The sequence below is a fragment of the Caloranaerobacter sp. TR13 genome, from assembly GCF_001316435.1.
Taxonomy (GTDB): Bacteria; Bacillota; Clostridia; order Tissierellales; family Thermohalobacteraceae; genus Caloranaerobacter.
Genome location: NZ_JXLL01000011.1, coordinates 18,398 through 41,362, shown reverse-complemented (window position 1 = coordinate 41,362; position 22,965 = coordinate 18,398). Strand labels below are relative to the sequence as shown.

Genomic DNA, 22,965 nt, shown 5'->3' with positions numbered 1-22,965 from the left:
TTGCTTATTTTGTTAATTTATTAATACCCAATTTCATTTACCATATTAACTTCAAAGTTATTCTACAAAAACATTATGTATATTTAATTTACTTAATTTTAATAAATGTTGATATTAAAATATTTAACGAAAGTGCATATTTAGTTTACATGTAAATTTTGTTTACTTTTTCTACTGCCTTATAGAAATAACCGCCTACCTCTAGAGGCAGACGGCAAATTTTAACCTTTTAACCACATAAATTGATAAGGTTTAAGTGTGATTTCTATTATTCCATTATCTATATTAACTTTTTCATTAGATATAAGGTCTCTTAAAACATCTACTTTTTCTAATCCACATTCTTTTAGCTCCATTTTAATTCTTTGCTCTTTATTTGATACGTTATTTAATACTAATATTGCTTCTTCATTATCTAATGAAGTACGTACAAATGTAAATACAGATTCATTTACAAAAATCACCTTTTGCTTTGCATTTGGATGAAATGCTTTCTCAGCTTTTCTTGTTTTAATTAGCTCTACATATTTACTAAAAATCTTATTTCTCAATGTATTTTTATCATTTAATTCTTTTTCTAGATTTTCTAATAGTAATTTTTCTCTATTAATTCTTCTGTATATCCCACTTTCTTTTACACCTTCATTGTAATTTCTTGAACCTAATAAACTGTGTATATAAATTGCTGGTACTCCCATTAACGATAAAAGTATAGCTTGTGACCCCATAAATCTTTTTATTTTAATATTTTCCTCATCATCTGGATGTGAAAGTGCATCAAAATAATTTATATTAAGCTCATACGGACTCTTTGTTCCGTCCCCATTATCTTTATATGAAACATAGCCTCCATGTTCTTTCGCTTTTTTTACCATTTCATTTATCTCTTCTTCAGATAAAATACCTTTAGCTGGCATTACTCCTATGCCGTCATGCGATGCTAAGAAATTAAAAAATGTAGTTCTGTCAGATATTTGTTCTAACGAATCAGCCCATTTTAATAAATGGCTAGCATTACCTGTTTGATATGCATTTAATACTAATGGTGGCAGTGGAAACTGATAAACCATTTGAGCTTCATTATATCCATCGCCAAAATAGCTTATATTATCTTTATGAGGTACATTTGTTTCTGTTATTAATATGGTTTCTGGTGCTACTATGTCAAGTATATCTCTAAATAGTTGTATTACTTTATGAGTCTGCTTCAGATGAATACAGCTTGTACCAATTTCTTTCCATAAGTATCCTATAGCATCCAATCTAAGCGTTTTAGCTCCTTTAGATACATAAAATAATATTAACTCAATTATTTTTAACAGTACTTTTTCATTTTTAAAGTTTAAATCTATTTGGTCTTCACTAAAAGTTGTCCAGATATATTTCACACCTTCTGAAGTTTCAAACTTAGTAAGTAAAGGTAATGCTCTTGGTCTAGTAACTTTTGAAAGTTCTGGACAAGGCTTAGTTTCTATAAAAAAGTTTTTGTATTCTTCTTCTCCTTTTAAATAACCTTGGAACCACTCACTTTTAGCTGAAATATGATTTATAACCGCATCAAACATTAATTTAAAATCTTTAGACATACTTTCTATATCATCCCAATTACCTAACTCAGGATTTACTTCAAAGTAGTCTATAACTGAAAATCCATCATCTGATGAATATGGATAAAAAGGAAGTATATGCACATTTGTAATTATTCCTTTTAAATACTTAGTTAAAAACTCATGTAATGTTTTAAGTGCACCTTTTCCTTCTTCTTTTATATTATCTCCATAAGTAATTAAGAAAACATCTTTCTCATCAACCCACTCTTTATTCGCTGTTTTATTAAATTTGCTCTGAAAATCTTCAATTAAGTTTAGAATTTCCTCATAAATATGTAGGCTTTTATCCTTACCATACAAAAAATCTAATTTATCTATTATTCTATTTTTCATTTCTTCTGATATATTAATTCTTACCATAACCATCACCTTCTTTATTAATATTTATTTGACATGTTTTTATTAATTTAAATATTTCTTCTTTTGTAAAAATCTAAATAATTACTTACATAATATTGATATTAAAGTTTTCCAATCTTGTCTTTGTTGCTTATATTCTAGTATAGGGTCAAATCCTTCATTATCACTACTGTAAATTACTTTTATATTTTCCATTGTATTTTTATAATTCTCAATATCTCCTTTTGACAAATAATGCATCCCTAACAATATAGTATAATCCTTTGCTCTAACTTCAAAATCATCTTGCATAAAAACACCAGGGTATGGCATCAGTGTTTCAATAGAAATCTGTTGTAAATCTGTATGTTCCTTTAATGCTTTCAGCTTACGTCTTATATATTTAAATCTATAGAAATCAGCTCTTGCTCTTTTCCATTCCAAACTACCACTTTGAGGTGGTAAATGTGTAATTTTTAATTCATTATCAAATAGAATTGTATAATTAAACATCTTAGCATTAAATAAATAGTCCATATCTTCCCCTCTATGTACATGGACATCATAACATATTTCTCTCATAATTTCTTTAGACAACACCATATTACCACCTAAAGCTAAAGCAGTAGGTAAGAGTCTTTCATTTGCTTCAATTAACCTTTCAAATGCTTCATTCATATATTTGACTTTATTCCATCCACCGTAATTCCAAACAGGTATTTTCTCAGTTGATAATATATAAGTATCTCCATTGATATAATAACCTGCTTTTCCATACACTTTACCATATTTTGTATCTTTATTAATGTATTCCACTGCTTTTGTAAAATAATCTCTATCTTCTATAATCTCATCGTCATCTAAAAATATAGCTACATCAATATCATTCATAATAACTGGAAGTAAAGAAAAATTTCTTACTTGTGAATACCCTTTAAAGTCAAATAAATATGATAAACTTTTTTTATCTCCTAATTTACTAATACATTCCATTAAAAAACTATTCGAATAAAGTTCTATATTCAATTTTTCTTTATAAGGTTCTAAATATTTTTCTAAATATTTTTCTACACTATCTCTCAATTCTTCTTTATTGCTAATTCCAATAATATAAACAGGTATATCTTTCATTTCTTCAAATGTTGCTAAGTTTTTCAACAATCTCCCTAATGTACCTTCAGTATACAATGGAGTTGGATGATCAAAAATTACTTCCTCATCACCATTCAATTCTCCCCAATATGTTGGAATAACAACTGCTATCTTCATACCCTTTATCCCCTTTCACAGTAATTTTTAAAATCTCTATCTCACACTATATATTGTTACTTCCATCAGTGTTTCCTTTATATTATACATATTCACCACGACGGATAAATTGATTTAAAGCAACATTACTAAAGGTCTTCTTCATCAAAACCCCCCTTATTTTTTATCGTGAAACGTTTCAAAATTTACTAATCTTTAAATACAAGAGTTAATACAAAGATTTACAACTCTTACGAATAATAAGTTCTGTTTCAAGAATCTCAACTGTTTCGTTTCGATTTTTTCCATTTATCGTATCTATCAGTACTTCCACTGCCTTGTATCCCATTTCGAAAGCAGGTTGTCTTATTGTTGTTAAAGGTGGATTTAACATAGAAGCTAAATAAATATCATCAAACCCTATAACAGAAATATCCTCTGGAACTCTTAATCCCATATTCTGTAAGCCATTAAACACTCCCATAGCTATTGTGTCACTTCCTGCAAAAACTGCCGTTGCTTTGTGATTTTTAAGTATTTCAGTTATTCCTTTATATCCATTATTTATATCAAATTCACCCTCACGATATAAATCTTTATTGAAAGGTAAATTGTACTTAGATAATGCTTCAATATACCCCTTTAAACGCATCATTCCAGGTATCGTTGTAGTTGGTCCATTAATAAAAATAATATCTCTATGGCCTAGTTCTATCAAATACTTTACTGCTTTAAAAGCGCCACTCTGGTTGTCAATTAATATGGAAGGTATATTACTGTTATTTATATGCCTTTCCAAGAGAACAACAGGATACTTATTTTCTTGTACAACATCGAGAGCCTTATCATCTATCTCAATAGACACAAGTATAACTCCATCTACTCTTTTTTCTCCTATTAAATTCAAAAACTTCTCCTCTATTTTAGGATCCCTATGCGTTCTACAGAATATTAGATCATACCCATTTTCACTGGCAGCACTTTCTGCCCCTTCTATTATCATAGAATAAAAAGGTTTGGATATTTGTGGAATGAGAAGAGCAATACTATTTGTTCTCCCACGTTTTAACATTCTAGCAGTTCCTGAAGGTTGAAAATTTAACTCTTTTATCGCTTTTAATACTCTTTCTCTCTTCTCCTGTGAAACATTTACTTTATTATTTATAACATTTGATACTGTTCCTACTGAAACTCCAGCCCTTTTTGCAACATCAATAATTGTAGCCATTTATTATCACCTCATTGAAACCTTTCAAATTACATTATAGAAAAATCGAAATGTTTTGTCAATATTACATTGACGTCAGTTTTGTAAATAAAGTACTCTTATTTAGTAATTATATAGCTCGACTATCAAATTTGTCTTAAATCAAAAAACAAAACTGAGGGACAAATATCCCTCAGTACCAAGAATTGTCATCTATATATTAGGGGGACTAGCTTAAAGTTACTTCTTTCATTTTTGACAATTCTACTCTATTTCCTTTATGCCAAATCACTATATCATCACCATCAAGTAATTTATAAATAGTCAAATTATCTTCAACCTTAACATTTATTTGTCTATTCTTATATTTTACCCTAAACTCATAACTTTCCCATTTCTCAGGTAGATATGGTTTGAAATGTAATTCACCATTATATACTCTCATTCCAGCAAATCCATTTACAACGCTTGCCCATGTTCCCGCCATACAAGCAGTATGAATTCCTTCATGAGCATTATTATTATAATCATCTAAATCCATTCTAGCTGTTTGCATAAAATAATTATATGCTTGTTCTTTATAGCCAATCTCTGAAGCAATAATACTAAATACACACGCTGAAAGTGATGAATCATGTGTAGTTTTTGGTTCATAAAAATCATAATTTCTCTTTTTCAATTCAATATCAAATTCATCTCCAAGCAAGAACATTAACAAAATAACATCAGCCTGTTTACATATTTGATATCTCATAATATTTAGTTGATGCCAATTTGTAACAAGTGGCGTTTCCTCAACAGGAATTGAATCCACATCATATGGTTCTTTATAAAGAAAACTATCATCTTGAGGATTTATTCCTAATCTTTCATCATAAGGTAAATACATGTTATCAGCTGCATTCTTCCACTCTACAAGTTCTTCTTCTTTAAGATTAATCTTTTCCTTAAGCTCCTCATATTTTTGTGGATATTTAGCCTTCAACAATTCAGCTACATATACTCCATAATTTAAATTAAAACGTGCCATATAATTAGTATAGCAGTTATTATCAACACAAGGTTTATATTCGTCTGGTCCTGTAACTTCATTAATACAGAATTTATTATCCTTAAGAGGTATATATCCTCCTCTATCTGCCCACATTCTTGCTGTTTCAAACACAATTTCTGCTCCATAATTTATTAGAAAATCAAAATCATCAGTTGCCTCAACATATTTGTAGATAGCATATGTTATATCTGCATCAATATGGTATTGTGCTGTAGATGCTGGGAAGTATGAAGAAGCTTCTTCACCATTAATTGTTCTCCAAGGGAATAAAGCTCCTTTACTTCTCATCTCTCTAGCTCTCTCACGCGCTTTATCTAAAGTATTATATCTATACATCAGTAAAGCTTTAGAAATTTCTGGTCTACTATATAAGAAAAATGGTAATACATATATCTCTGAATCCCAGAAATAATGGCCTTCATATCCTTCGCCTGTTAAACCTTTTGCCCCTATATTAGTTATACCATCTCTTCCAACAGATTGTAATAATTGAAAACTGTTAAATCTTATACCTTGTTGTAAGGCTATATCTCCTTTTATTTTAATATCAGCATCTTCCCAGAATTTAAACAGATATTCTTTATGTTCATTATATAGATTATCATACCCCGCAGTCTTAGCCTCTAAAACTCCTTCTTTAGCATAATTCATGATTTCATTTTCAACTACATCTCTAGAAGTATAGAAATTTACATATTTATCCAAGATATATGTTTGGTCTTTTTCACCTTTAAAAGTTATTTTAATTCCAATCTTTTTGTCTTCCTCTATTTTTTCTAATGAATATTCTATATCTTGTTCTTTACAATAAAAATCATTATACATAGAACACCCTATAGTAAATTCTGTTTTATTAGTTTTCTGTTGAATATATCCTAATCTTTCGTCTGCCCACTTATCTATAACTATTAATGCTTGTTCTCTTAAATTTTTATTTTTAACATTTCCATCTAATTCAGAAATAAAAGTTATCTCTCCGTCAAAATTTAACGGTTTTATCATAAATCTTATTGCAGCTAGGTGTTTATTAGTTAGTGAAACAAATCTTTCAATTTTTACATATATTTCCTTGTCCTTAGGACTTCTCCAAATAAGCTCCCTTGTAAGTTTTCCATTTTTCATGTCTAGCGTACGATTGTAATCCTTAATTGAACCCTTTAACATATCAAATTTTTCATCTTCAATCCAAAAGCTAATAAGTCTCCAATCAGTAACATTTATCATTGTTTGTCCCCAGAGAGGATAGCCATAGTGGTACTCTCCATACATAATTGGCTCTGATTCATATATCCCATTAATATAAGTACCCACTAAACTAGTTTTAGGGTCACCAGAATAACCTTCCTCTAAATTACCTCTTATACCTAAATAGCCATTTCCTAGTGAAAAAATAGTTTCACTTCTCTGATTTGTTTTTTCATCAAATGCTTTTTCTATAATTCTCCATTCATCATATTCGTATATTGCTATTTTATTTTTATGAAACTCCCTCATAATTTGTCTCCTCTCCTAGATATTAAAATTTATATAATCTAATTAATACAACTTAGCCAGTGTGTAATCGTTTACATGTATTGACAATAAAATAGAGCTATGGGCATATCTCAAGATATGCCCTTTTATATTATTTCTTAGCATCAGCTATAACTTTAGCATATTTATCAAGTGTTGTTTTTACATCTTTGCCTTCAATAACAATTTCTCTAAATGCATCATTTAAAGCTTTATCAACTGTATCCCAATATGTTACATTTGGTCTAGGCTGTGATACTTTAAGAGCTTCTTTAACTGCTTCAAAGTAAGGTTTTTGCCACTCTTCTACTTTGCCATATGCATCAGTTCTACATGAAGGCCAGCCCATTTCTGTAACTAATAATTCTTGAGTTTCTTTGCTCATTAAGAATTGCATGAATTTTACTGCTAATTCTTTATTAGGTGAACCTACTGGTATACCTATTACTTCTCCACCAAGAACTTTTGACTTTTTCACAGGTCCTGCAAATCCAGCATGTGCTTTTATTTCTTTTTTACCACCATCTCTAACTATTACATTAACTCCAAACGGCCAGTTAGCACCATAATATACAGACTCAGTTGCTAAGTATTTGTTCATAGTATTCCAATCTGCTTTCTTGCTATCTGGTGATAAATAAGGCCATAATTCTTTTAAGAAAGTATAAGCTTTAATTGAACCTTCATCGTTTAATACTAGTGGATCTCCACCTGCCTGTCTTATGAACTCAAATAATTGTACAGTTGTATTTCCATCTAATGTTCCTTTTATAGCTACTCTACCAATACCTTCTTTTTCTTTAAAAGTTTTTGCAACTTTTAATAATTCATCCCAATTAGTTGGTGGTTTAATTCCATATTCATTAAATTTCTTCTCATTATAGAAGTTAATTTCAACATTTGGTCTGTATGGCATAAAATATAATTTTCCATTAAATTCACCAACCGGAATTAATGCCTTAATAACATTTTCAGGTATCATATCTCTGTATTCGCTTAAGTCTTCTACTAGTCCTTTCTCTACAAGTTGTGCTAATTGCATATTGTCTTGAGTAATAATGTCTATTTCCATCTTACCTGCTTTATGCATAGCTTCTAGCTTAGTAATAAGATCAGAAGCTTCAATTTGTACCGCTTCTATTTTAACGTTATTCTCTTTTTCAAAAATAGGGAAAATTTTATTTTTCATTACTTCCCACTCTGATTCACCTAGAGCCATACTAACTCTTAGTACTTTTTGTTCTTTACTAGCTTGCTCTTTTGTTCCTGTACATCCAGATAAAATTGCAAAAGTAAGCACCATAATAAGAAATAACGAAATTGCTTTTTTGAAATTCATACAAACATCCTCCCCTTTTATATTTATATTTTTATTTAATTGCTCCTCCAAGGTAATCTGATTTAAGATACCTTTGTAGAGCATAAGTAACAACAGCTACAGGAATAGTTAATATTGTTGCATATGTTGCAGTTTGGAAGAACCCACCTCTATTAACATAATAGTAAACTTGTAAAGGTAAGGTATTATCAGACAGTGATAAATATAATGCGTAAGTAAATTCATTCCATGAATTTAGCCATACAAACAAAGTCGCTACTGCAATTCCAGGAGCTGCATTTGGTATTACTATACTCATAAGAGCCCTTAATCTGGAAGCTCCATCAATCATTGCACTTTTTTCTAAATCAACAGGTATAACTTCAAAAGTACCTACAAGTATCCATGTAATAAAAGGTAACTGTTCAATCAAGTGAGCCAACACAAGGCCTATATAAGTATCCATAAGATTCCATTTCAAAAACTTTACAGCTATCGGTAAAGCTATACCCACGTTTGGAAACATTCTAGTGAAAAAAAGTCCTAATATAACAATGTACTTTACTTTTTTAGGTAATCTTGAAATCACGTATGAAGCAGGTGTTGCTATAATTATTGCAAATATTGCTGTTAAAGTCGCTACTGTAAAACTTTTTCTAAAAGCTGGCCACAATTTGCCAGAAGTTAATACCTTTATCCAATGATCCCAAGTAAAATTCCTAATTAAAAACGTTGGATGTTGTGTAAGTACATCTACTGGTTGACTAATCGAAACTTTAACCAATATATACACAGGTATTAACATTATCAATGAAAAAAATATAAGAAGGGGGAAAAAAGAAACATCAATAATTTTCCCTAATCTATCTTTTTTAACTGAACTCATCATGCTAATCCCTCACCTTTATCGACATATTTCAGATATAATAATACAAATATCATTATAATAACAAGTAGAATAGTTGAAACAGCTCCAGATATATTTGGATTATTGTAAACACGGTATTCCTCAAATGCATATGTCGCTAGTACAGGAACTGTTTTCCCTGCTAATATCATTGGAAGTTCAAAGATTCTAAACAAATCAACTGATCTTAAAATTACAGCCATTGTAATAGATGGTTTAAGTAATGGTAATGTTATATTTTTAAATGTTTGCCATTTGGAAGCTCCATCTATTTGTGCTGCCTCATATACATCTAAAGGTATTGATTCTAATCCAGCTAACAATAATAAAGTTACTATAGGAGTTACTTTCCACATATCTCCAAATGCTATCATAAGTATTGTCCTTATACCGCCACTTGCCCAGTCAATAGGAACAAATCTGTACGTACTAGCAATTAATCCAATGTATTTTAAACCTTCAGTAATCCTGTATAATAACTCGTTAAAATATCCTTGAGTATCGAATATATATAGTAACGCTACACCTGAAACTAAAGTAGGAACTCCCATAGGAGTCAAGATTATTGCTCTAAATATTCCTTTAGTTTTAAACTCTTTTTTCAGCATAAGTGCTAGTATTAAACCAGCTGTAAGCTGCATTATAAGACCTAATATAGATATTATAAAAGTGTTAACAAATGCCTTTCTGAAATCTTCTCTCTCAAGCAAGTATCTGTAATTATCTAGACTTAGACTACCTGTTATAGGATTTGTAAAGCCCATCTTAATAGTCTGTAAAATTGGAATTAATGTAAAATAAAAAATGTATAGAGCAAGAGGTAGAATTAACAATATTTCTAGATGATATTTTTTTAAGAACCTTTTCAATTCATGCCCTCCTTTGTGTAATCGTTTACATGTTGTTTAAAAAAATTTCAGCAACTTTCCCTAACTACGAGTCTATGCTTTAATGTTATTTTGTGAGAATCTATCTTCTCTTTATTTAAAATCTTTGTTAAGAGTCTCATCCCTATTGCCCCCATATCATATAAAGGCTGTGCAATGGTAGTAAGTGATGGAAATGACATTTCAGATATATTGATATCATCAAAACCTACTACACCTAAATCTTCTGGTACTCTTATTTTCATCTCAAAAGCTGCTCTTATAACACCTAAAGCCATTTCATCACTAGCGGCAAAAATCGCATCAGGTCTATTAGGCAGATTTAGTAATTTTTTGGCTCCATTGTAACCTGATTTAAAGCGATAATCCCCTTCACATATATACTCTCTATTAAGTAATAACCCTCCTTCTGTTAGAGCTTTTACAAACCCATTAAATCTTGGTAGCCCAGCATTTGGATCATCCATTGGTCCACCAATAAAAGCTATTTTTTTATATCCTTTTTTAATAATATACTTAACAGCATCTTCTGAAGCTTTCATGTTATTAATAGTTACTGATGGCATGTCCTCATAATCAGTAGAAATTAAAACAACATCTATTCCTGTTTTTTTAATTTTTTCAGCTAAAGCATCAGTAATTGTATTACTCATAAATATTATTCCATCAGTCTGTTTCTCTGCTAATACATCTAGATATTTTTCTTCTTTATCTCTATCTAAATCAGTATTACAAAGAATAATATTGTAGTTATAAAGATTTGCGATATCCTCTATCCCTCTTACAACTTCGGGAAAAAAATGGCTTGATATATCAGGTATCATAATCCCTATAGTTCTGGTATTCTTAACTTTTAAACTCCTGGCAATTGCATTTGGTTTATAGCCAGTTTTCTGTATAGCTTCTAAAACTCTATTTTTAGTTTGTTCACTCACATAACCACTTTTATTGAGAACTCTTGAAACAGTAGCTACGGAAACACCTGATAATTTTGCTACATCTTTTATACTTACACTCATTTTCATCACCTTGTGTAATCGTTTACATCTTTACGTAAGATATTTTATCAGCAATTCTATTGATTGTCAATATTATTATGAAATTTTTTTATAATCCTATTGAAGATTTTATTCTAACACAATAAAAATTCTGTTCTAATATAATAAAACTCTAGCCATATTAAAAACGACTAGAGCTAATCTAACTTAACTAAATTTGTAGCATTAGCCTTTCATACCTGTTGTTGAAATCCCTTTTATAAAATTCCTTTGGAATATTAAAAAAATAACTATTGCAGGTACTGAAAGTATCATAACTCCTGCTAATACTTGATCCCAAAATTGAAAATATTGTCCATAAAAAGAGTTTAGACCAACAGGTAATGTATACATATTATCTCTAGTAGCTAATAAACTTGGCCACAAAAAGCTATTCCAATTACCTGTAAACATAAGTATAAATTGTGTAGAAAGTGCAGGCTTAGCCATTGGCATCACTATTCTAAAAAATATACCAAATCTACTAAGGCCATCAATAGTAGCTGCTTCTTCTACAGACTTCGGTATACTTAAGAAAAACTGTCTCATTAAGAAAATTCCAAAAAGACTAAATAAAAAAGGAATTGTTAAGCCCTTATATGTGTTTATCCAACCTAATTTGGTAAGCAAAATAAAAGTAGGAACCATAACAACCTGTCCAGGTACCATCATCATTGCTAATATAGCTAAGTATAAAGCTTTTCTTCCTGGAAAATCAATTCTAGCTAATGCATAACCAGCCATTGAGTTAAATAGTAAATTACCCAATGTAACTATACTAGCAACTATTAAACTATTAAAGGCCCATCTTGCAAAAGGGAATTTTTTCCACAAGAATATGTAATTATCAAAAGATAATGTTGAAAAATTAACAGTAAAATTATTAACTTCACTAGTTGGTTTTAATGAAGTTATTATGCTCCATATAAATGGTCCTAATGTAATTACCGAATAAGAAATTAATAAAAAGTAAAAAACTATTCTTGATAAGCTAATTTTCTTTTTTCTAGCCATTAATTAACCTCCTACATCCTATTCTCTTCACCAAATAATTTCTTCTGAATTAATGTCAAGACAAATATTATAACAAATAAAATAAATGCTATAGCAGAAGCATAACCCATTTTAAACTCTCTAAATCCAGTTCTATACAAATATAAAACTACTGTCATAGTTGAGTCTAATGGCCCGCCATTACCTTTTGAAACTACATATGCCTGATCAAAAACTTGAAAAGTTCCAATAAGTGATACTACTAAATTAAAAAAGATTGTCGGTTTTAACATTGGCAATGTAACATGTATTAATTTTTGCCATTTACTAGCCCCATCTATGCTAGCCGCCTCATATAAAGATGTAGGAATATCTTGTAGTCCAGCCAAAAATATAACCATATAAAGACCTACAGATGACCAGACAGCCATAATCATAATAGAAGGTAGTGCTAAATGTATACTATTAAACCAGTTATAAGGCTGTAAACCAAAAAAGACAAGAATTTTATTTAATAAACCATCTGTTTTAAATATGAATAAAAACATTACTGCAACTGCAACAGTTGAAGTAATCGTAGGTATATAATAAGCAGTCCTAAAAAAAGTTTTACCTTTAATATTTGAATCGACAACTATTGCTAATGCTAAAGCAATTACTAATTGTACTGGAACTACACCGATTGAATATATTGTAGTATTTATTAATGCTTTTTTAAACGTAGGATCTTTAAAAGCATTGATATAATTATTAAAGCCTACCCATTTAGCTTGCCACATTGTAACAGAGTCCAAAAAAGAATACTCCTTAAAACTTAGCATAAAAGCTACTAAAAGAGGTCCGACAAAAAATATTAACGCCAATCCGACAAATGGCAATACAAAAAGCCAGCCATCTATCATATCTCTTATTTTATTTTTTTTAATAGAATTCTTTTTAGCTCTAGATATTTTTACTGCCAATCTGATTACCTCCTATAAATCAGGAAGAAGCACAAGTGTGCTTCTTCTAATTTCCTTTATTTCAATGAATTAGCTGCTTCCTCTAATACTTTTTTAGCATCAGTTTCTTGACCTAATTGTAATTTCTCACCAGCTTTATTAAGTGCATCCAATATTTTAGGTCCTTTAGTTCCAAATTGGAATACCTTCGAATATTGTACCATTTCTACTAAAGGTTTTCTTTCAGGATATTTTTTGGTGTAAACTTCTCCCATAGAAATTCTTGTAGGAATTGCTAAACCACTATCAGCAGTCATTTGTTGTGCCTTCTTACCAGTTAAGAACTTTATAACTTCAGCTGCTGCTTCCTTATGTTTAGTATTTCTACTCATTACATAAGCAACTGTGAATGCTAAATCTCCTTCTTTTTCTCCTTTTGGAAGTTTAGCAATGCCATAATTTACATCAGGACCTGCATCTTTCATAAATGGTATCATCCATCCACCTTCAATACACATTGCAGCTTTCTTTTGAGCTAAAGCATCACCATTCCAGCCTACACCTAAATTTTGTGGAGTATCTGCATAACCTTTCTTAATTAATGAATAGTAGAAATCTAATCCTTTAGCAGCTTCGTTTGAATTAAATACTATTTCTCCATTTTCAAGAACTTTTCCTCCCGCTTGATATATAAAAGGTATAAATCTTGCTGCATCATTACTTAACACAATACCTTTAACTCCATCTTTAGTCAAAGCTTTAGCAGCTTCCTCCAATTCTTTCCAAGTTGTAGGAACTTTCACACCAGCTTTTTCAAACATGTCTTTGTTATAAAATAATGCTAGAGTGTTATAATCTTTAGGTAAACCATATGTCTTACCATCCTTTTGAAATCCTTTCAATAAATTCGGCTCAAAATCCTTTAAATCTTCTTTATCTAAATATTCATCTAATGGCAATATTACACCTTTTTCTATGAAAGTAGGTGCTTGAGAAACATCTAAATAGTATACATCAGGTTCCGTTTTAGAAGCAATTCTAGCTTGCATTTGTTGTAAATAATCTCCAGTAATAACCTGCTTTTCAATTTTAATATTTGGATGAGTTTTTTCAAATTCTTTAATCTGAGCATCTAATAAATCAGTCTCTGCTGGTGATGAAGCCCATCCTCCTAATGTTATTGTTACAGTTTCTTCTTTTTTAGCTTTTTGACTAGTTTCTTGATTTTGTGGTTCTTTACTAGTACCACAACCTGCTAATATAGCACCTATTAGTGCTAAAACTAACACCAAAGAAATTAATTTTCTCATTATGAATCCCCCTTATATTTTATTATTTTTTAAAGATTATATAAAATGTTTAAATTATTAACTTGATTTTAACATCTATTATCTTCTATATATCAGCTCTTTGTTTTTATAAACTTTGAATTTCTCATCATATATCTTAATATCAAAGTCTTTTGTACTTATTACTCTAACTTCATTGTGCGAAACAACAACTTTCACTTTAGCTTCATTCCAAATAATATTGAAAGTCAATTCATCCCAATGTTCTGGTATCCATGGGTTTAAACAAAGGTACTGTTCTTTATCTACATGCAATCCTCCAAAGCCAAACACTACGCTTTGCCATGAACCACCAGTAGATGCAGCATGTAATCCAAAACAAGCATTACCTTGATTATCTTCTAAGTCTGTTAATATAGTTTTCATAAAATATTTATAGGCATTATGTGTATCCCCAACTGTAAGTCCCATTATTGAATACATTGACGGACTCAACGAAGACTTATGCATCGTTCTTTTTTCATAGTATTCGTAGTTGATTTTTCTTGTTTCTTTGTCAAATTCATCACCCAACAATAGCATCAACATAACAACATCAGGCTGCTTAATTAATTGAGTTTGTCCTAGTTTATATCCTTGTAAATCAGGCCATAAAGGCATGCCGTTTTCATCATGTTCTGTAATCTCAATATCTTTTAAATCAAAATACCCTTCAAACTGTTCAATTAATTTGCCATCTTCTGAATATGGTATATAAATCTTATCCTTTACTACTTTCCATTCTTTAAAATCTTCTTCCTTAATATCTAATTTCTTAAGCAAATCTTCATAGACTTTTACATTTTCTCTTTTTAACCATTCAGCAAGTTCTAATGTTTTTTCAATATTCCATTTAGCCAAGTAATTTGTATAGAAATTATTATTTACATGTTCGTGAAACTCATCAGGGCCTATTACTTTATTTATTTCATATCTATCCATATCTATGTTATATTCAACTCTGCTTATCCAAAACTTTGCTGTTTCTAAAAGAATTTCCATACCATAATTCATTAAAAAATCTTTGTCTTTTGTAGCTCTATAGTATTCCCAAATACTAAATACGATATCTGAATTTATATGGAATTCTTCATCACCAGTCCAAATCCTTACTAAGTTCCCATCATAATCCATGCCCCACTTAGGAGTTACTTCCAACCCGTCATCAGCTGACTCCCATGGGAATTGAGCACCTTCATAGCCGTTAAGTTTTGCATTTTTTCTAGCTCCATCTAGAGTGTTATATCTATACATTAATAAGTTTCTTGCAATTTCTGGTTGAGTATATATAAAGAATGGTAACATGAAAATCTCGGTATCCCAGAAAACATGACCTTTATACCCCTCACCATGTAGTGCCTTAGCAGCAATACTCACTCTATCATCTTGGTCATATGCTGATGATGATAATTGAAATATGTTAAACCTAATTCCTAATTGAGCTTGTACATCTCCTTTTATTTCAATATCGATTCTATCCCAAATTTCTTGCCAAGCCTTGATATGAGCTTCTATTTCATCTTCTAACCCCTGCTTATAAAAGTTTCTTAATTCATTTTCCAAAACATCTATCAGATTATCATCTGTATCTCTTGATGTATAAGTTGCACCAAATTTTTGTAGTATATACTCTTTCCCTTCTTCTACTCTTAATTCTAAAAGTTCTCTAACTATTTCACCAAAAACTCCATACTTTCTATTCTTTAAAACTGTATCATTTAATACCTTAATAATCGTTCCCTCTATTATTCTTATACCTTGGTCTATTGTATGTGCTTCTAATGCTATACCCGGATTAAGATCATATGTTTCTTTAACTCTAATATGCTTAGTTTTATCAACTGGATGATAATTACCATTAGTTACAGTACCATCAATCATATTTTCAACAAAAATCTTACCTGAATAATTTATAGGTGTTATTTTATATTCAACACCCCATCTGTGAACATTTTTTCTGCTTACAAATCTTTTTGCAGATATTTTTGTAATTTTTCCTTTGGGAGTTTTTATTTCTATATCAGTATGTAGAATGCCATCCTTCATATCTAAATATCTTTTAAAATTAACAATTTCACATCTGTCAATGTCTATCCTCTCATCATCAACATACAAATTGAAAACCAAAGGATTTTGAGTGTTGACAATTTCAGTGACTTGAGCTTCTGCTTTATCAAATACTCCTGCAATGAAATTGCCATTAAAACCATAACTCGAAAATTCTAACCATCCTCTAAATCCCCTGTATCCATTAGCTAAAGTAAATATTGTTTCATATTTTGGATTGTCTTTAACGTCATAACATTCTTGCTCAATAATCCATAGTTCGTTTCCCATATCATACCTCCAAAAATTTTTCGTAAACGTTTTTGTTAATTTTATTGTATAACAAAAAATATTATTTGGCAATAGTAAAAATTATTTTACTTGTTAATATGATCATTACATTGATTTCACAAAATACATATACCTCTTTAACTTCGAAATCGTTTCTGATATAATAAGATAAGATTTTACAAAAGGGAGGAATTTTTATGGTTAAAATTAAAGCTTGTATATTCGATTTAGATGGTGTAATTGTTGATACTGCAAAATATCATTATTTAGCTTGGAGAAAGCTTGCGAACGAGCTAGGTTTTGATTTCACTGAAAAAGATAATGAAAAACTAAAAGGTGTTAGCAGAATGGAATCACTTGAAATACTTCTTGGTTTAGGTAATGTTAAAGTTGATGAAGAAACAAAATTTAAGCTAGCTGAAAAGAAAAATAACTGGTACCGTGAACTAATTTCTAAAATGGATGAAACTGAAATACTACCAAAAGTTAAAGACTTTATTAGTGAACTAAAAAATGCAGGCATAAAAGTTGCAATAGGATCTTCAAGCAAAAATACTATGACTATCTTAAATAGTATCAAAATGACAGATGTTTTCGATGTTATTATTGATGGTAACAAGATAACTAAGGCTAAACCAGACCCTGAAGTATTTCTTTTAGGTGCAGAAGCTTTGGGTGTAAAGCCTAATGAATGTGTTGTATTTGAAGATGCAAAAGCCGGCATAGAAGCAGCTAAAAAAGCTGGAATGTACGCTGTTGGTATCGGTTCTAAGGAAATTCTAAAAGAAGCAGATAAAGTTATACCAGATACAAATAGTCTAACGTTCGATATTATTAATTTTTAGAAAAAAATAAAAGCCCTTCGGTGTTTAAAATGCCAAAGGGCTTTAAGCATTCTTATTTCTAGTAGATTCCCTTAAAACTAGTTCTGGCTCTATCACTATCTTGTTTATTTGCTGTCCATTTATTATATTAATTAGAAGCGTAGCTGCTGAAGTTCCCAGCTTATATGTATCTTGCCTTATAGTTGAAAGCTTAGGACTCACATAAGAACTTAATTCAATATCATCAAATCCAATAACTTCAATTTCTTCTGGTATTTTTTTGCCCATCTCTCTCAATTCAGTAATTGCACCTATCGCCATAAGATCACTAGCAGCAAAAACGGCTGTTATATCATTATGTTCATTAAAAAGCTTTCTAATCCCATCTCTACCACTTTTTTCAGTAAAATCACCAAAATAAATCAAAGTCTTATCTATAGGAATTTCATTTTTCATTAAAGATAAGTAATATCCATCCAATCTTTGGAGACTCACATATGCATTTTCATGACCATTTATAAACGCAATTTTTCTATGCCCATTACGGATCAAATAATCCATTGCTAAACTTGTCCCTTTAATATTGTCAGTTCCTACAAATCCTACTTTACCTTTATTTATAGGAATATCAAATAGAACACATGGTATATCACCTTTAAGAACTTGTTTATAAAATTCATCACTTAATTTAAGTCCCATCAAAAATATCCCGTCTAAATAATTGTCCTGAACTATTCTAGGTAATTTATTCTTATTGTTTTTGGTTAAATTAGGAAGAAAAACAACTTCATAGCCTTGTTTAGAAGCATATTCTTTAAAGCCCATAATTATTTTGTAAAGAAAAGAATAATTTGGCTTTGCTACATCGTAATCCTCTATACCAATAGCTATTCTTCTACTATTAGAAGTTCTCATTCCTCTAGCTAAAAGGCTCGGACTGTATCCTATCTCCTCAGCTATTTTTAATATCTTTTTTCTTGTTTCAGGTTTTATATCACTATAATCATTAAAAGCTCTTGATACTGTGCTAATTGATACTCCAGCTTTTTTTGCAACATCTTTTATTGTCACATTCCTCGCTTTCCGCATATAACCACATCCTTCTATCTCTAAAATAGGTACAACTACTCTAAATCGTTTTTGTATAATTTTACTATAATTTTTTTAACATTGCAAATTTGTTCAAAAAAAAGAGAGCTTTTACTCTCTTTCTTTCGGTTTGCTACCTGTAGCACCTGCACTTATTAAATTTCCTGTTCCCGATATAGTTTGCGATTTGATTTTTTGACTTCTAGACTCCTCAAGTTTAAACTTTAGCTCTGGAATATCTTCAACTGCACCTGGATCTGCAAATTTCCACTCAATTTGCTGTATATTATTCTTCCTTATCATATAATCACCTCATTGTTAGTATTTGATGCTAGAAAAATAATATACAGCGTAAGTATTAAATTGAATTTATTTGTGAGTAAATATATTTTTATTTCTACGAAATCTTTTTCATTTTATTTGAAAAATAATTAATCGCTCCAGCTGTAATTATAAGAAATGCGCCTATTAAGCTAAAAATATCAGGTATCTCAAACCAAATTACAATTCCCAATAACATAGAAAAAACAATATTCATATAAGTATAAATTGAAAGCTCGCCTGCAGGAGCAAATCTGTACGCATTAGTCATTAAAAATTGTGCAGTTGTAGCAAATATTCCTAGTAAAATTAGTCTTACTATATCATTTAAAGTTGGTAAAACAAAATATCCTGAAGCCATAACAGGTATCATAGTTAATGTTGAAAATAATGTAAAATAGAAAACTATAATTTCTGGTGAATCTGTGTGTCTTAAATGCCTTATCGTTGTATAAGCAGCACCAGCAAAAAATGCAGATAAAAGCCCTATAAAAGCTGGTATCACAGTATAACTAAATTGTGGTTTAATAACAAAAATAGCTCCGATTAAAGCAATTGCCAAAGATAACATTTGTATTTTATTAAACCTTTCTTTTAGAAAAATTGACGATAATATGATTACAAAAAAAGGTGATAATTTATTAAGTATTACTGCATCAGCTAAAGGAATTTTCGATAAAGCAAAAAAATAACTAGCTACACCTAATAATCCAAAAATACTTCTAAAGAATAACAGCTTCTTATTATTTCCTGATATTTTCTTACCTTTCTTTAGAATTATGTATGTTGCAACAATAAGTCCAAGTAAATTTCTAAAAAAGATTTTTTCTGCTACTGGAATACTATTTAACGACTTTACTGTAGCTGCCATAAGTGCAAAAAATAGTGAAGATAATAAAATTAATATTATACCTATTTTTCTGCGTTCCATAGAAAACCTCCTTGCTTAAACTAATCATATTTTACAACAATATAATTTACATTAAAAGTAGTTTTGTAAATAATCGAATTTTTCATGGTATTTTATGGATTTATATAATATAATAGAACAAACATAAAGAGTAGACAGTCAGTCTACTCTTTCACTATATAATTTACTCCACATTTTCCTGAGAACTTATTTCTATTATTTCCATTTTTTCAATAGCATCTTCAACCAAACTCTCAATATCAAGAGCCTCTTCTGATTTTTCAATATCTTCTAATTTTGGTCTAGTTACTGGATGTTTTGGTAAAAAAACCGTACAGCAATCTTCATATGGTAAAATTGATGTTTCATAAGTTCCTATATCCATAGCAATTTCTGTAATTTCTACTTTGTCCATACCAATTAAAGGTCTAAATACAGGTCTTTTTACTACTGAATTGGTTACATTAAGACTTTTTATCGTCTGACTTGCAACTTGCCCTAGGCTTTCACCTGTAATAAGTGCATCTATTCCCTCTTTTTCAGCAATTCTTTCTGCTATTCGCATCATAAATCTTCTAGATATAATAGTCATTTCATCTTCTGGACATTTTTCATTTATTTCTCTTTGTATAGGCAAAATATTTACACTATAAAGCTTCATCTTACCACAGTATTCGGCTAGTAAACTAGCTAATTTTTTAACTTTTTCTTCTGCTCGCTCACTTGTAAATGGATAACTATGAAAATGAACTGCATTTATTGAAACTCCTCTTTTTGCTATCATAAATCCTGCAACTGGACTATCTATTCCTCCAGATAATAATAAAAGCGCTTTACCATTAGTACCTACTGGTAATCCTCCATAGCCTCTTATCTTATCTGTATATATGTAACAATAATCTCTAATATCCACCTTTACTAATAAATCAGGATTATTAACATCTACTTTTAATACTTTCAATTCTCTTAATATTGCAGCCCCAATTTCTCTAGCAACATCCATTGATTTTATTGGAAACCTTTTATCCGCTCTTTTCACTTGAACCTTAAAAGTTCTAACTTCTTTGTGTTCAACAGTCTGTTTGATGGACTCTATAGCTTTTTCAATCATTTTTTCCATATCTTTTTCAACTCTATATCCAGGACTTATATAAACTATACCAAAAATTTTTTTAAGTTTTTCAACTATTTGATCTATATTTTCATCATCTGTAACAACATATATTTTGCCTTGATCTCTATAAACCTTAGGTTCACCCAATCCTTTTATAGAATACTTAATTTGACCCAATAATTTTTTTACAAAATATGACCTATTTAAGCCCTTTAAAGCAATCTCTCCAAAACTTATACTTACTATTCTTTGCAAATTTCATCACCTCATTGTAATTTTTCTTATGTCCTTAACTGACTTTTCAAGCTTATCAATTACGTATTCAATTTCTTCCTTAGTATTATAGAAAGCAAAGCTAAACCTTATAGCCCCCTCAATTTCTTTTTCTTTTAAACCTATACTTTTAAGCACATGACTCCTTCCCTTTTTGTGTGAGGAACACGCAGAGCCTGTGGATACAAATATACCATTTTTTTCTAGATAATGCAATAATACTTCTCCTTTTACTCCGATAAATGATATATTTACTATATGTGGAGCACATCTATCATCAGTATAGCTATTTATCTTAATATTATCAATTCTTTCTATAACTTTATCAATAAAATACTTTTTCAAATCTTTTATATGTTTTTTTTCATCATTAAAATTATTTTTAATAATCTCGACAGCTTTACCTAATCCTACAATTCCAGGTGTATTTTCTGTTCCTGACTTTAAACCTTTTTCTTGATTGCCACCAAAAATAATCGGTTCTAATATAATACCATTTCTAATATATAGTCCACCTATACCTTTCGGTCCATGAATTTTGTGTCCACTAAAAGAAAAAGTATCTATTCCTAAGCTTTTAAGCGATACATCTATTTTGCCAAAAGCCTGTACTCCATCTACATGCAATTTTACATCCTTATTTTTTTTCTTAATTATTTCAATTATTTCTTCAATAGGCTGTATTGTACCTATTTCATTATTAACCATCATAATAGATACTAAAATTGTTTTATCATTTATACTACTTTCTAACTGTTTTAAGTCAACAATGCCCTTTTCATTAACATCTAAGTATGTAACTTCAAATCCTTTTTCTTCATAGTGTTTAAAAATGTTTAATACTGATGGATGTTCAATTTTAGTAGTTATGATATGTTTTCCTCGCTTTGCATATTTTTTTATCAATCCCTGTATAGCTATATTGTTACTTTCTGTCCCACCTGAAGTAAAGAAAATTTCTTTACTGTCTACTCCTAGAAATTTACTAATAATCTTTCTTGATTTTTCTATTTCTTTCTCTGCTTCTAATCCTTTTCTATGCAAAGATGATGGATTCCCATATGTGCTTTTTAACATATATATCATAGCATCAATAACTTCATCTCTTGGTCTTGTTGTAGCACTATTGTCCAAGTAAACTTCCATTAAATCACCTCATTTATCATAAGTTTCTTGCTAACATATACTATATCCATATTATATATAAATATATTTTAATTTAAAAGAAAAAAGAGCTATTTCAAAAAAATCTACCAAAAATACTTTGCATATACAAGTTTGTTGCCGTCAAATAACCAATTACAGTATCTTGTGCCTGATACCAAGTACCTAAACATAAAAATATAAATTTGCCAACAATCTATATGTTAATTTTTCTTAAAATATTTTCAAAAAATATTGCGTATTTTGTCGGATTTTGTTACAATTTAGATAGTTATCCCCCTGGTAACCTCAATTACCTCTATTCCCATTTATTATTTTGTGTAAAAAGGCTCTAATTATAGAGCCTTTTTGCTTTATCTTTTATAATCTTAAAAAATGTTTTTTTCTTATAATAAGTACATCTTTCATATATACTCAAAATCCTTTCATAATCTTTTTGTTCTCTATCTTTTCGTTCTTTTTTGTTTTCTATTTTTTTGCTGTCAACAGTATAATTTAATCTAAAAATCATAAAAACCAGTCCTTTACTGTTTTCTATATAGGTACTTGGTA

General features: G+C 29.8%; 19 protein-coding genes. 1 reads left to right on the top strand and 18 read right to left on the bottom strand.

All coding sequences use genetic code 11. The annotated features are described in order from the left end of the window. Positions 1-221: 221 nt before the first annotated feature. The 12 genes from TR13x_RS08070 to TR13x_RS08015 form a co-directional block, all read right to left on the bottom strand. Positions 222-1,970 carry an alpha-amylase family glycosyl hydrolase gene (locus TR13x_RS08070; protein ID WP_054871413.1) on the bottom strand — a complete coding sequence of 583 codons (1,749 nt, stop codon included), beginning with the start codon at positions 1,968-1,970 and terminating at the stop codon, positions 222-224. 81 nt (positions 1,971-2,051) lie between these two features. Then, positions 2,052-3,218, bottom strand: a complete 1,167-nt coding sequence (locus TR13x_RS08065; protein ID WP_054871412.1) for a hypothetical protein — start codon at positions 3,216-3,218, stop codon at positions 2,052-2,054. 208 nt (positions 3,219-3,426) lie between these two features. Next, a complete protein-coding gene (locus TR13x_RS08060; protein WP_054871411.1) occupies positions 3,427-4,425 on the bottom strand; it encodes a LacI family DNA-binding transcriptional regulator in 999 nt (332 codons plus the stop codon). A 208-nt stretch (positions 4,426-4,633) separates the two neighbouring features. Continuing rightward, the gene (locus tag TR13x_RS08055) at positions 4,634-6,952 is read right to left on the bottom strand and encodes a glycoside hydrolase family 65 protein (protein WP_054871410.1); all 2,319 of its coding nucleotides are present in this window, start codon (positions 6,950-6,952) and stop codon (positions 4,634-4,636) included. 130 nt (positions 6,953-7,082) lie between these two features. Then, complete coding sequence (locus tag TR13x_RS08050; RefSeq protein WP_054871409.1) at positions 7,083-8,309, bottom strand: extracellular solute-binding protein; 1,227 nt, start codon at positions 8,307-8,309, stop codon at positions 7,083-7,085. Positions 8,310-8,340: 31 nt separating this feature from the next. Next, entirely contained in the window at positions 8,341-9,177 is an 837-nt protein-coding gene (locus TR13x_RS08045) for a carbohydrate ABC transporter permease (RefSeq protein ID WP_242851749.1), read from the bottom strand. Further along, a complete protein-coding gene (locus TR13x_RS08040; RefSeq protein WP_054871408.1) occupies positions 9,174-10,064 on the bottom strand; it encodes a carbohydrate ABC transporter permease in 891 nt (296 codons plus the stop codon). The genes TR13x_RS08045 and TR13x_RS08040 overlap by 4 nt, the downstream gene beginning before the upstream one ends. Before the next feature lie 47 nt (positions 10,065-10,111). Then, positions 10,112-11,101, bottom strand: coding sequence for a LacI family DNA-binding transcriptional regulator (locus TR13x_RS08035; RefSeq protein ID WP_054871407.1), 990 nt, complete (start codon positions 11,099-11,101; stop codon positions 10,112-10,114). A gap of 204 nt (positions 11,102-11,305) precedes the next feature. After that, positions 11,306-12,133: a carbohydrate ABC transporter permease gene (locus tag TR13x_RS08030; RefSeq protein WP_054871406.1), complete on the bottom strand. Its 828-nt coding sequence runs from the start codon at positions 12,131-12,133 to the stop codon at positions 11,306-11,308. Between the two features lie 11 nt (positions 12,134-12,144). Further along, positions 12,145-13,074 carry a carbohydrate ABC transporter permease gene (locus TR13x_RS08025; protein WP_242851748.1) on the bottom strand — a complete coding sequence of 310 codons (930 nt, stop codon included), beginning with the start codon at positions 13,072-13,074 and terminating at the stop codon, positions 12,145-12,147. Between the two features lie 56 nt (positions 13,075-13,130). Continuing rightward, the gene (locus tag TR13x_RS08020) at positions 13,131-14,363 is read right to left on the bottom strand and encodes an ABC transporter substrate-binding protein (RefSeq protein ID WP_200905845.1); all 1,233 of its coding nucleotides are present in this window, start codon (positions 14,361-14,363) and stop codon (positions 13,131-13,133) included. A 78-nt stretch (positions 14,364-14,441) separates the two neighbouring features. Next, the gene (locus TR13x_RS08015; protein ID WP_054871404.1) at positions 14,442-16,718 is read right to left on the bottom strand and encodes a glycoside hydrolase family 65 protein; all 2,277 of its coding nucleotides are present in this window, start codon (positions 16,716-16,718) and stop codon (positions 14,442-14,444) included. Positions 16,719-16,915: 197 nt separating this feature from the next. On the opposite strand from TR13x_RS08015, the gene pgmB reads away from it, so the two are divergent. Further along, positions 16,916-17,563: a beta-phosphoglucomutase gene (gene pgmB / locus TR13x_RS08010; RefSeq protein WP_054871403.1), complete on the top strand. Its 648-nt coding sequence runs from the start codon at positions 16,916-16,918 to the stop codon at positions 17,561-17,563. Between the two features lie 42 nt (positions 17,564-17,605). Here the strand turns inward: pgmB and TR13x_RS08005 are convergent, their stop codons facing one another. The 6 genes from TR13x_RS08005 to TR13x_RS07980 all read right to left on the bottom strand — a co-directional run bounded on the left by TR13x_RS08005 (position 17,606) and on the right by TR13x_RS07980 (position 22,924). Beyond that, entirely contained in the window at positions 17,606-18,631 is a 1,026-nt protein-coding gene (locus TR13x_RS08005) for a LacI family DNA-binding transcriptional regulator (RefSeq protein ID WP_054871402.1), read from the bottom strand. A 111-nt stretch (positions 18,632-18,742) separates the two neighbouring features. Next, complete coding sequence (locus TR13x_RS08000) at positions 18,743-18,934, bottom strand: hypothetical protein (protein ID WP_054871401.1); 192 nt, start codon at positions 18,932-18,934, stop codon at positions 18,743-18,745. Between the two features lie 94 nt (positions 18,935-19,028). Further along, positions 19,029-19,883, bottom strand: a complete 855-nt coding sequence (locus tag TR13x_RS07995; RefSeq protein WP_054871400.1) for a DMT family transporter — start codon at positions 19,881-19,883, stop codon at positions 19,029-19,031. Positions 19,884-20,046: 163 nt separating this feature from the next. Next, the gene (thiI, locus tag TR13x_RS07990; protein WP_054871399.1) at positions 20,047-21,231 is read right to left on the bottom strand and encodes a tRNA uracil 4-sulfurtransferase ThiI; all 1,185 of its coding nucleotides are present in this window, start codon (positions 21,229-21,231) and stop codon (positions 20,047-20,049) included. Positions 21,232-21,237: 6 nt separating this feature from the next. Next, positions 21,238-22,395 carry a cysteine desulfurase family protein gene (locus TR13x_RS07985; protein ID WP_054871398.1) on the bottom strand — a complete coding sequence of 386 codons (1,158 nt, stop codon included), beginning with the start codon at positions 22,393-22,395 and terminating at the stop codon, positions 21,238-21,240. A 349-nt stretch (positions 22,396-22,744) separates the two neighbouring features. Then, on the bottom strand, positions 22,745-22,924 hold the full coding sequence (locus TR13x_RS07980; protein WP_054871397.1) for a hypothetical protein: 180 nt from the start codon (positions 22,922-22,924) through the stop codon (positions 22,745-22,747). Positions 22,925-22,965: the final 41 nt, after the last annotated feature.

Coding starts and splice junctions, on each gene's coding strand:
- TR13x_RS08070 (WP_054871413.1), bottom strand. CDS start 1,970: ATGGTAAGAATTAATATATCAGAAGAAATGAAAAATAGAATAATAGAT.
- TR13x_RS08065 (WP_054871412.1), bottom strand. CDS start 3,218: ATGAAGATAGCAGTTGTTATTCCAACATATTGGGGAGAATTGAATGGT.
- TR13x_RS08060 (WP_054871411.1), bottom strand. CDS start 4,425: ATGGCTACAATTATTGATGTTGCAAAAAGGGCTGGAGTTTCAGTAGGA.
- TR13x_RS08055 (WP_054871410.1), bottom strand. CDS start 6,952: ATGAGGGAGTTTCATAAAAATAAAATAGCAATATACGAATATGATGAA.
- TR13x_RS08050 (WP_054871409.1), bottom strand. CDS start 8,309: ATGAATTTCAAAAAAGCAATTTCGTTATTTCTTATTATGGTGCTTACT.
- TR13x_RS08045 (WP_242851749.1), bottom strand. CDS start 9,177: ATGATGAGTTCAGTTAAAAAAGATAGATTAGGGAAAATTATTGATGTT.
- TR13x_RS08035 (WP_054871407.1), bottom strand. CDS start 11,101: ATGAGTGTAAGTATAAAAGATGTAGCAAAATTATCAGGTGTTTCCGTA.
- TR13x_RS08030 (WP_054871406.1), bottom strand. CDS start 12,133: ATGGCTAGAAAAAAGAAAATTAGCTTATCAAGAATAGTTTTTTACTTT.
- TR13x_RS08020 (WP_200905845.1), bottom strand. CDS start 14,363: ATGAGAAAATTAATTTCTTTGGTGTTAGTTTTAGCACTAATAGGTGCT.
- TR13x_RS08015 (WP_054871404.1), bottom strand. CDS start 16,718: ATGGGAAACGAACTATGGATTATTGAGCAAGAATGTTATGACGTTAAA.
- pgmB (WP_054871403.1), top strand. CDS start 16,916: ATGGTTAAAATTAAAGCTTGTATATTCGATTTAGATGGTGTAATTGTT.
- TR13x_RS08005 (WP_054871402.1), bottom strand. CDS start 18,631: ATGCGGAAAGCGAGGAATGTGACAATAAAAGATGTTGCAAAAAAAGCT.
- TR13x_RS08000 (WP_054871401.1), bottom strand. CDS start 18,934: ATGATAAGGAAGAATAATATACAGCAAATTGAGTGGAAATTTGCAGAT.
- TR13x_RS07995 (WP_054871400.1), bottom strand. CDS start 19,883: ATGGAACGCAGAAAAATAGGTATAATATTAATTTTATTATCTTCACTA.
- TR13x_RS07985 (WP_054871398.1), bottom strand. CDS start 22,395: ATGGAAGTTTACTTGGACAATAGTGCTACAACAAGACCAAGAGATGAA.
- TR13x_RS07980 (WP_054871397.1), bottom strand. CDS start 22,924: ATGATTTTTAGATTAAATTATACTGTTGACAGCAAAAAAATAGAAAAC.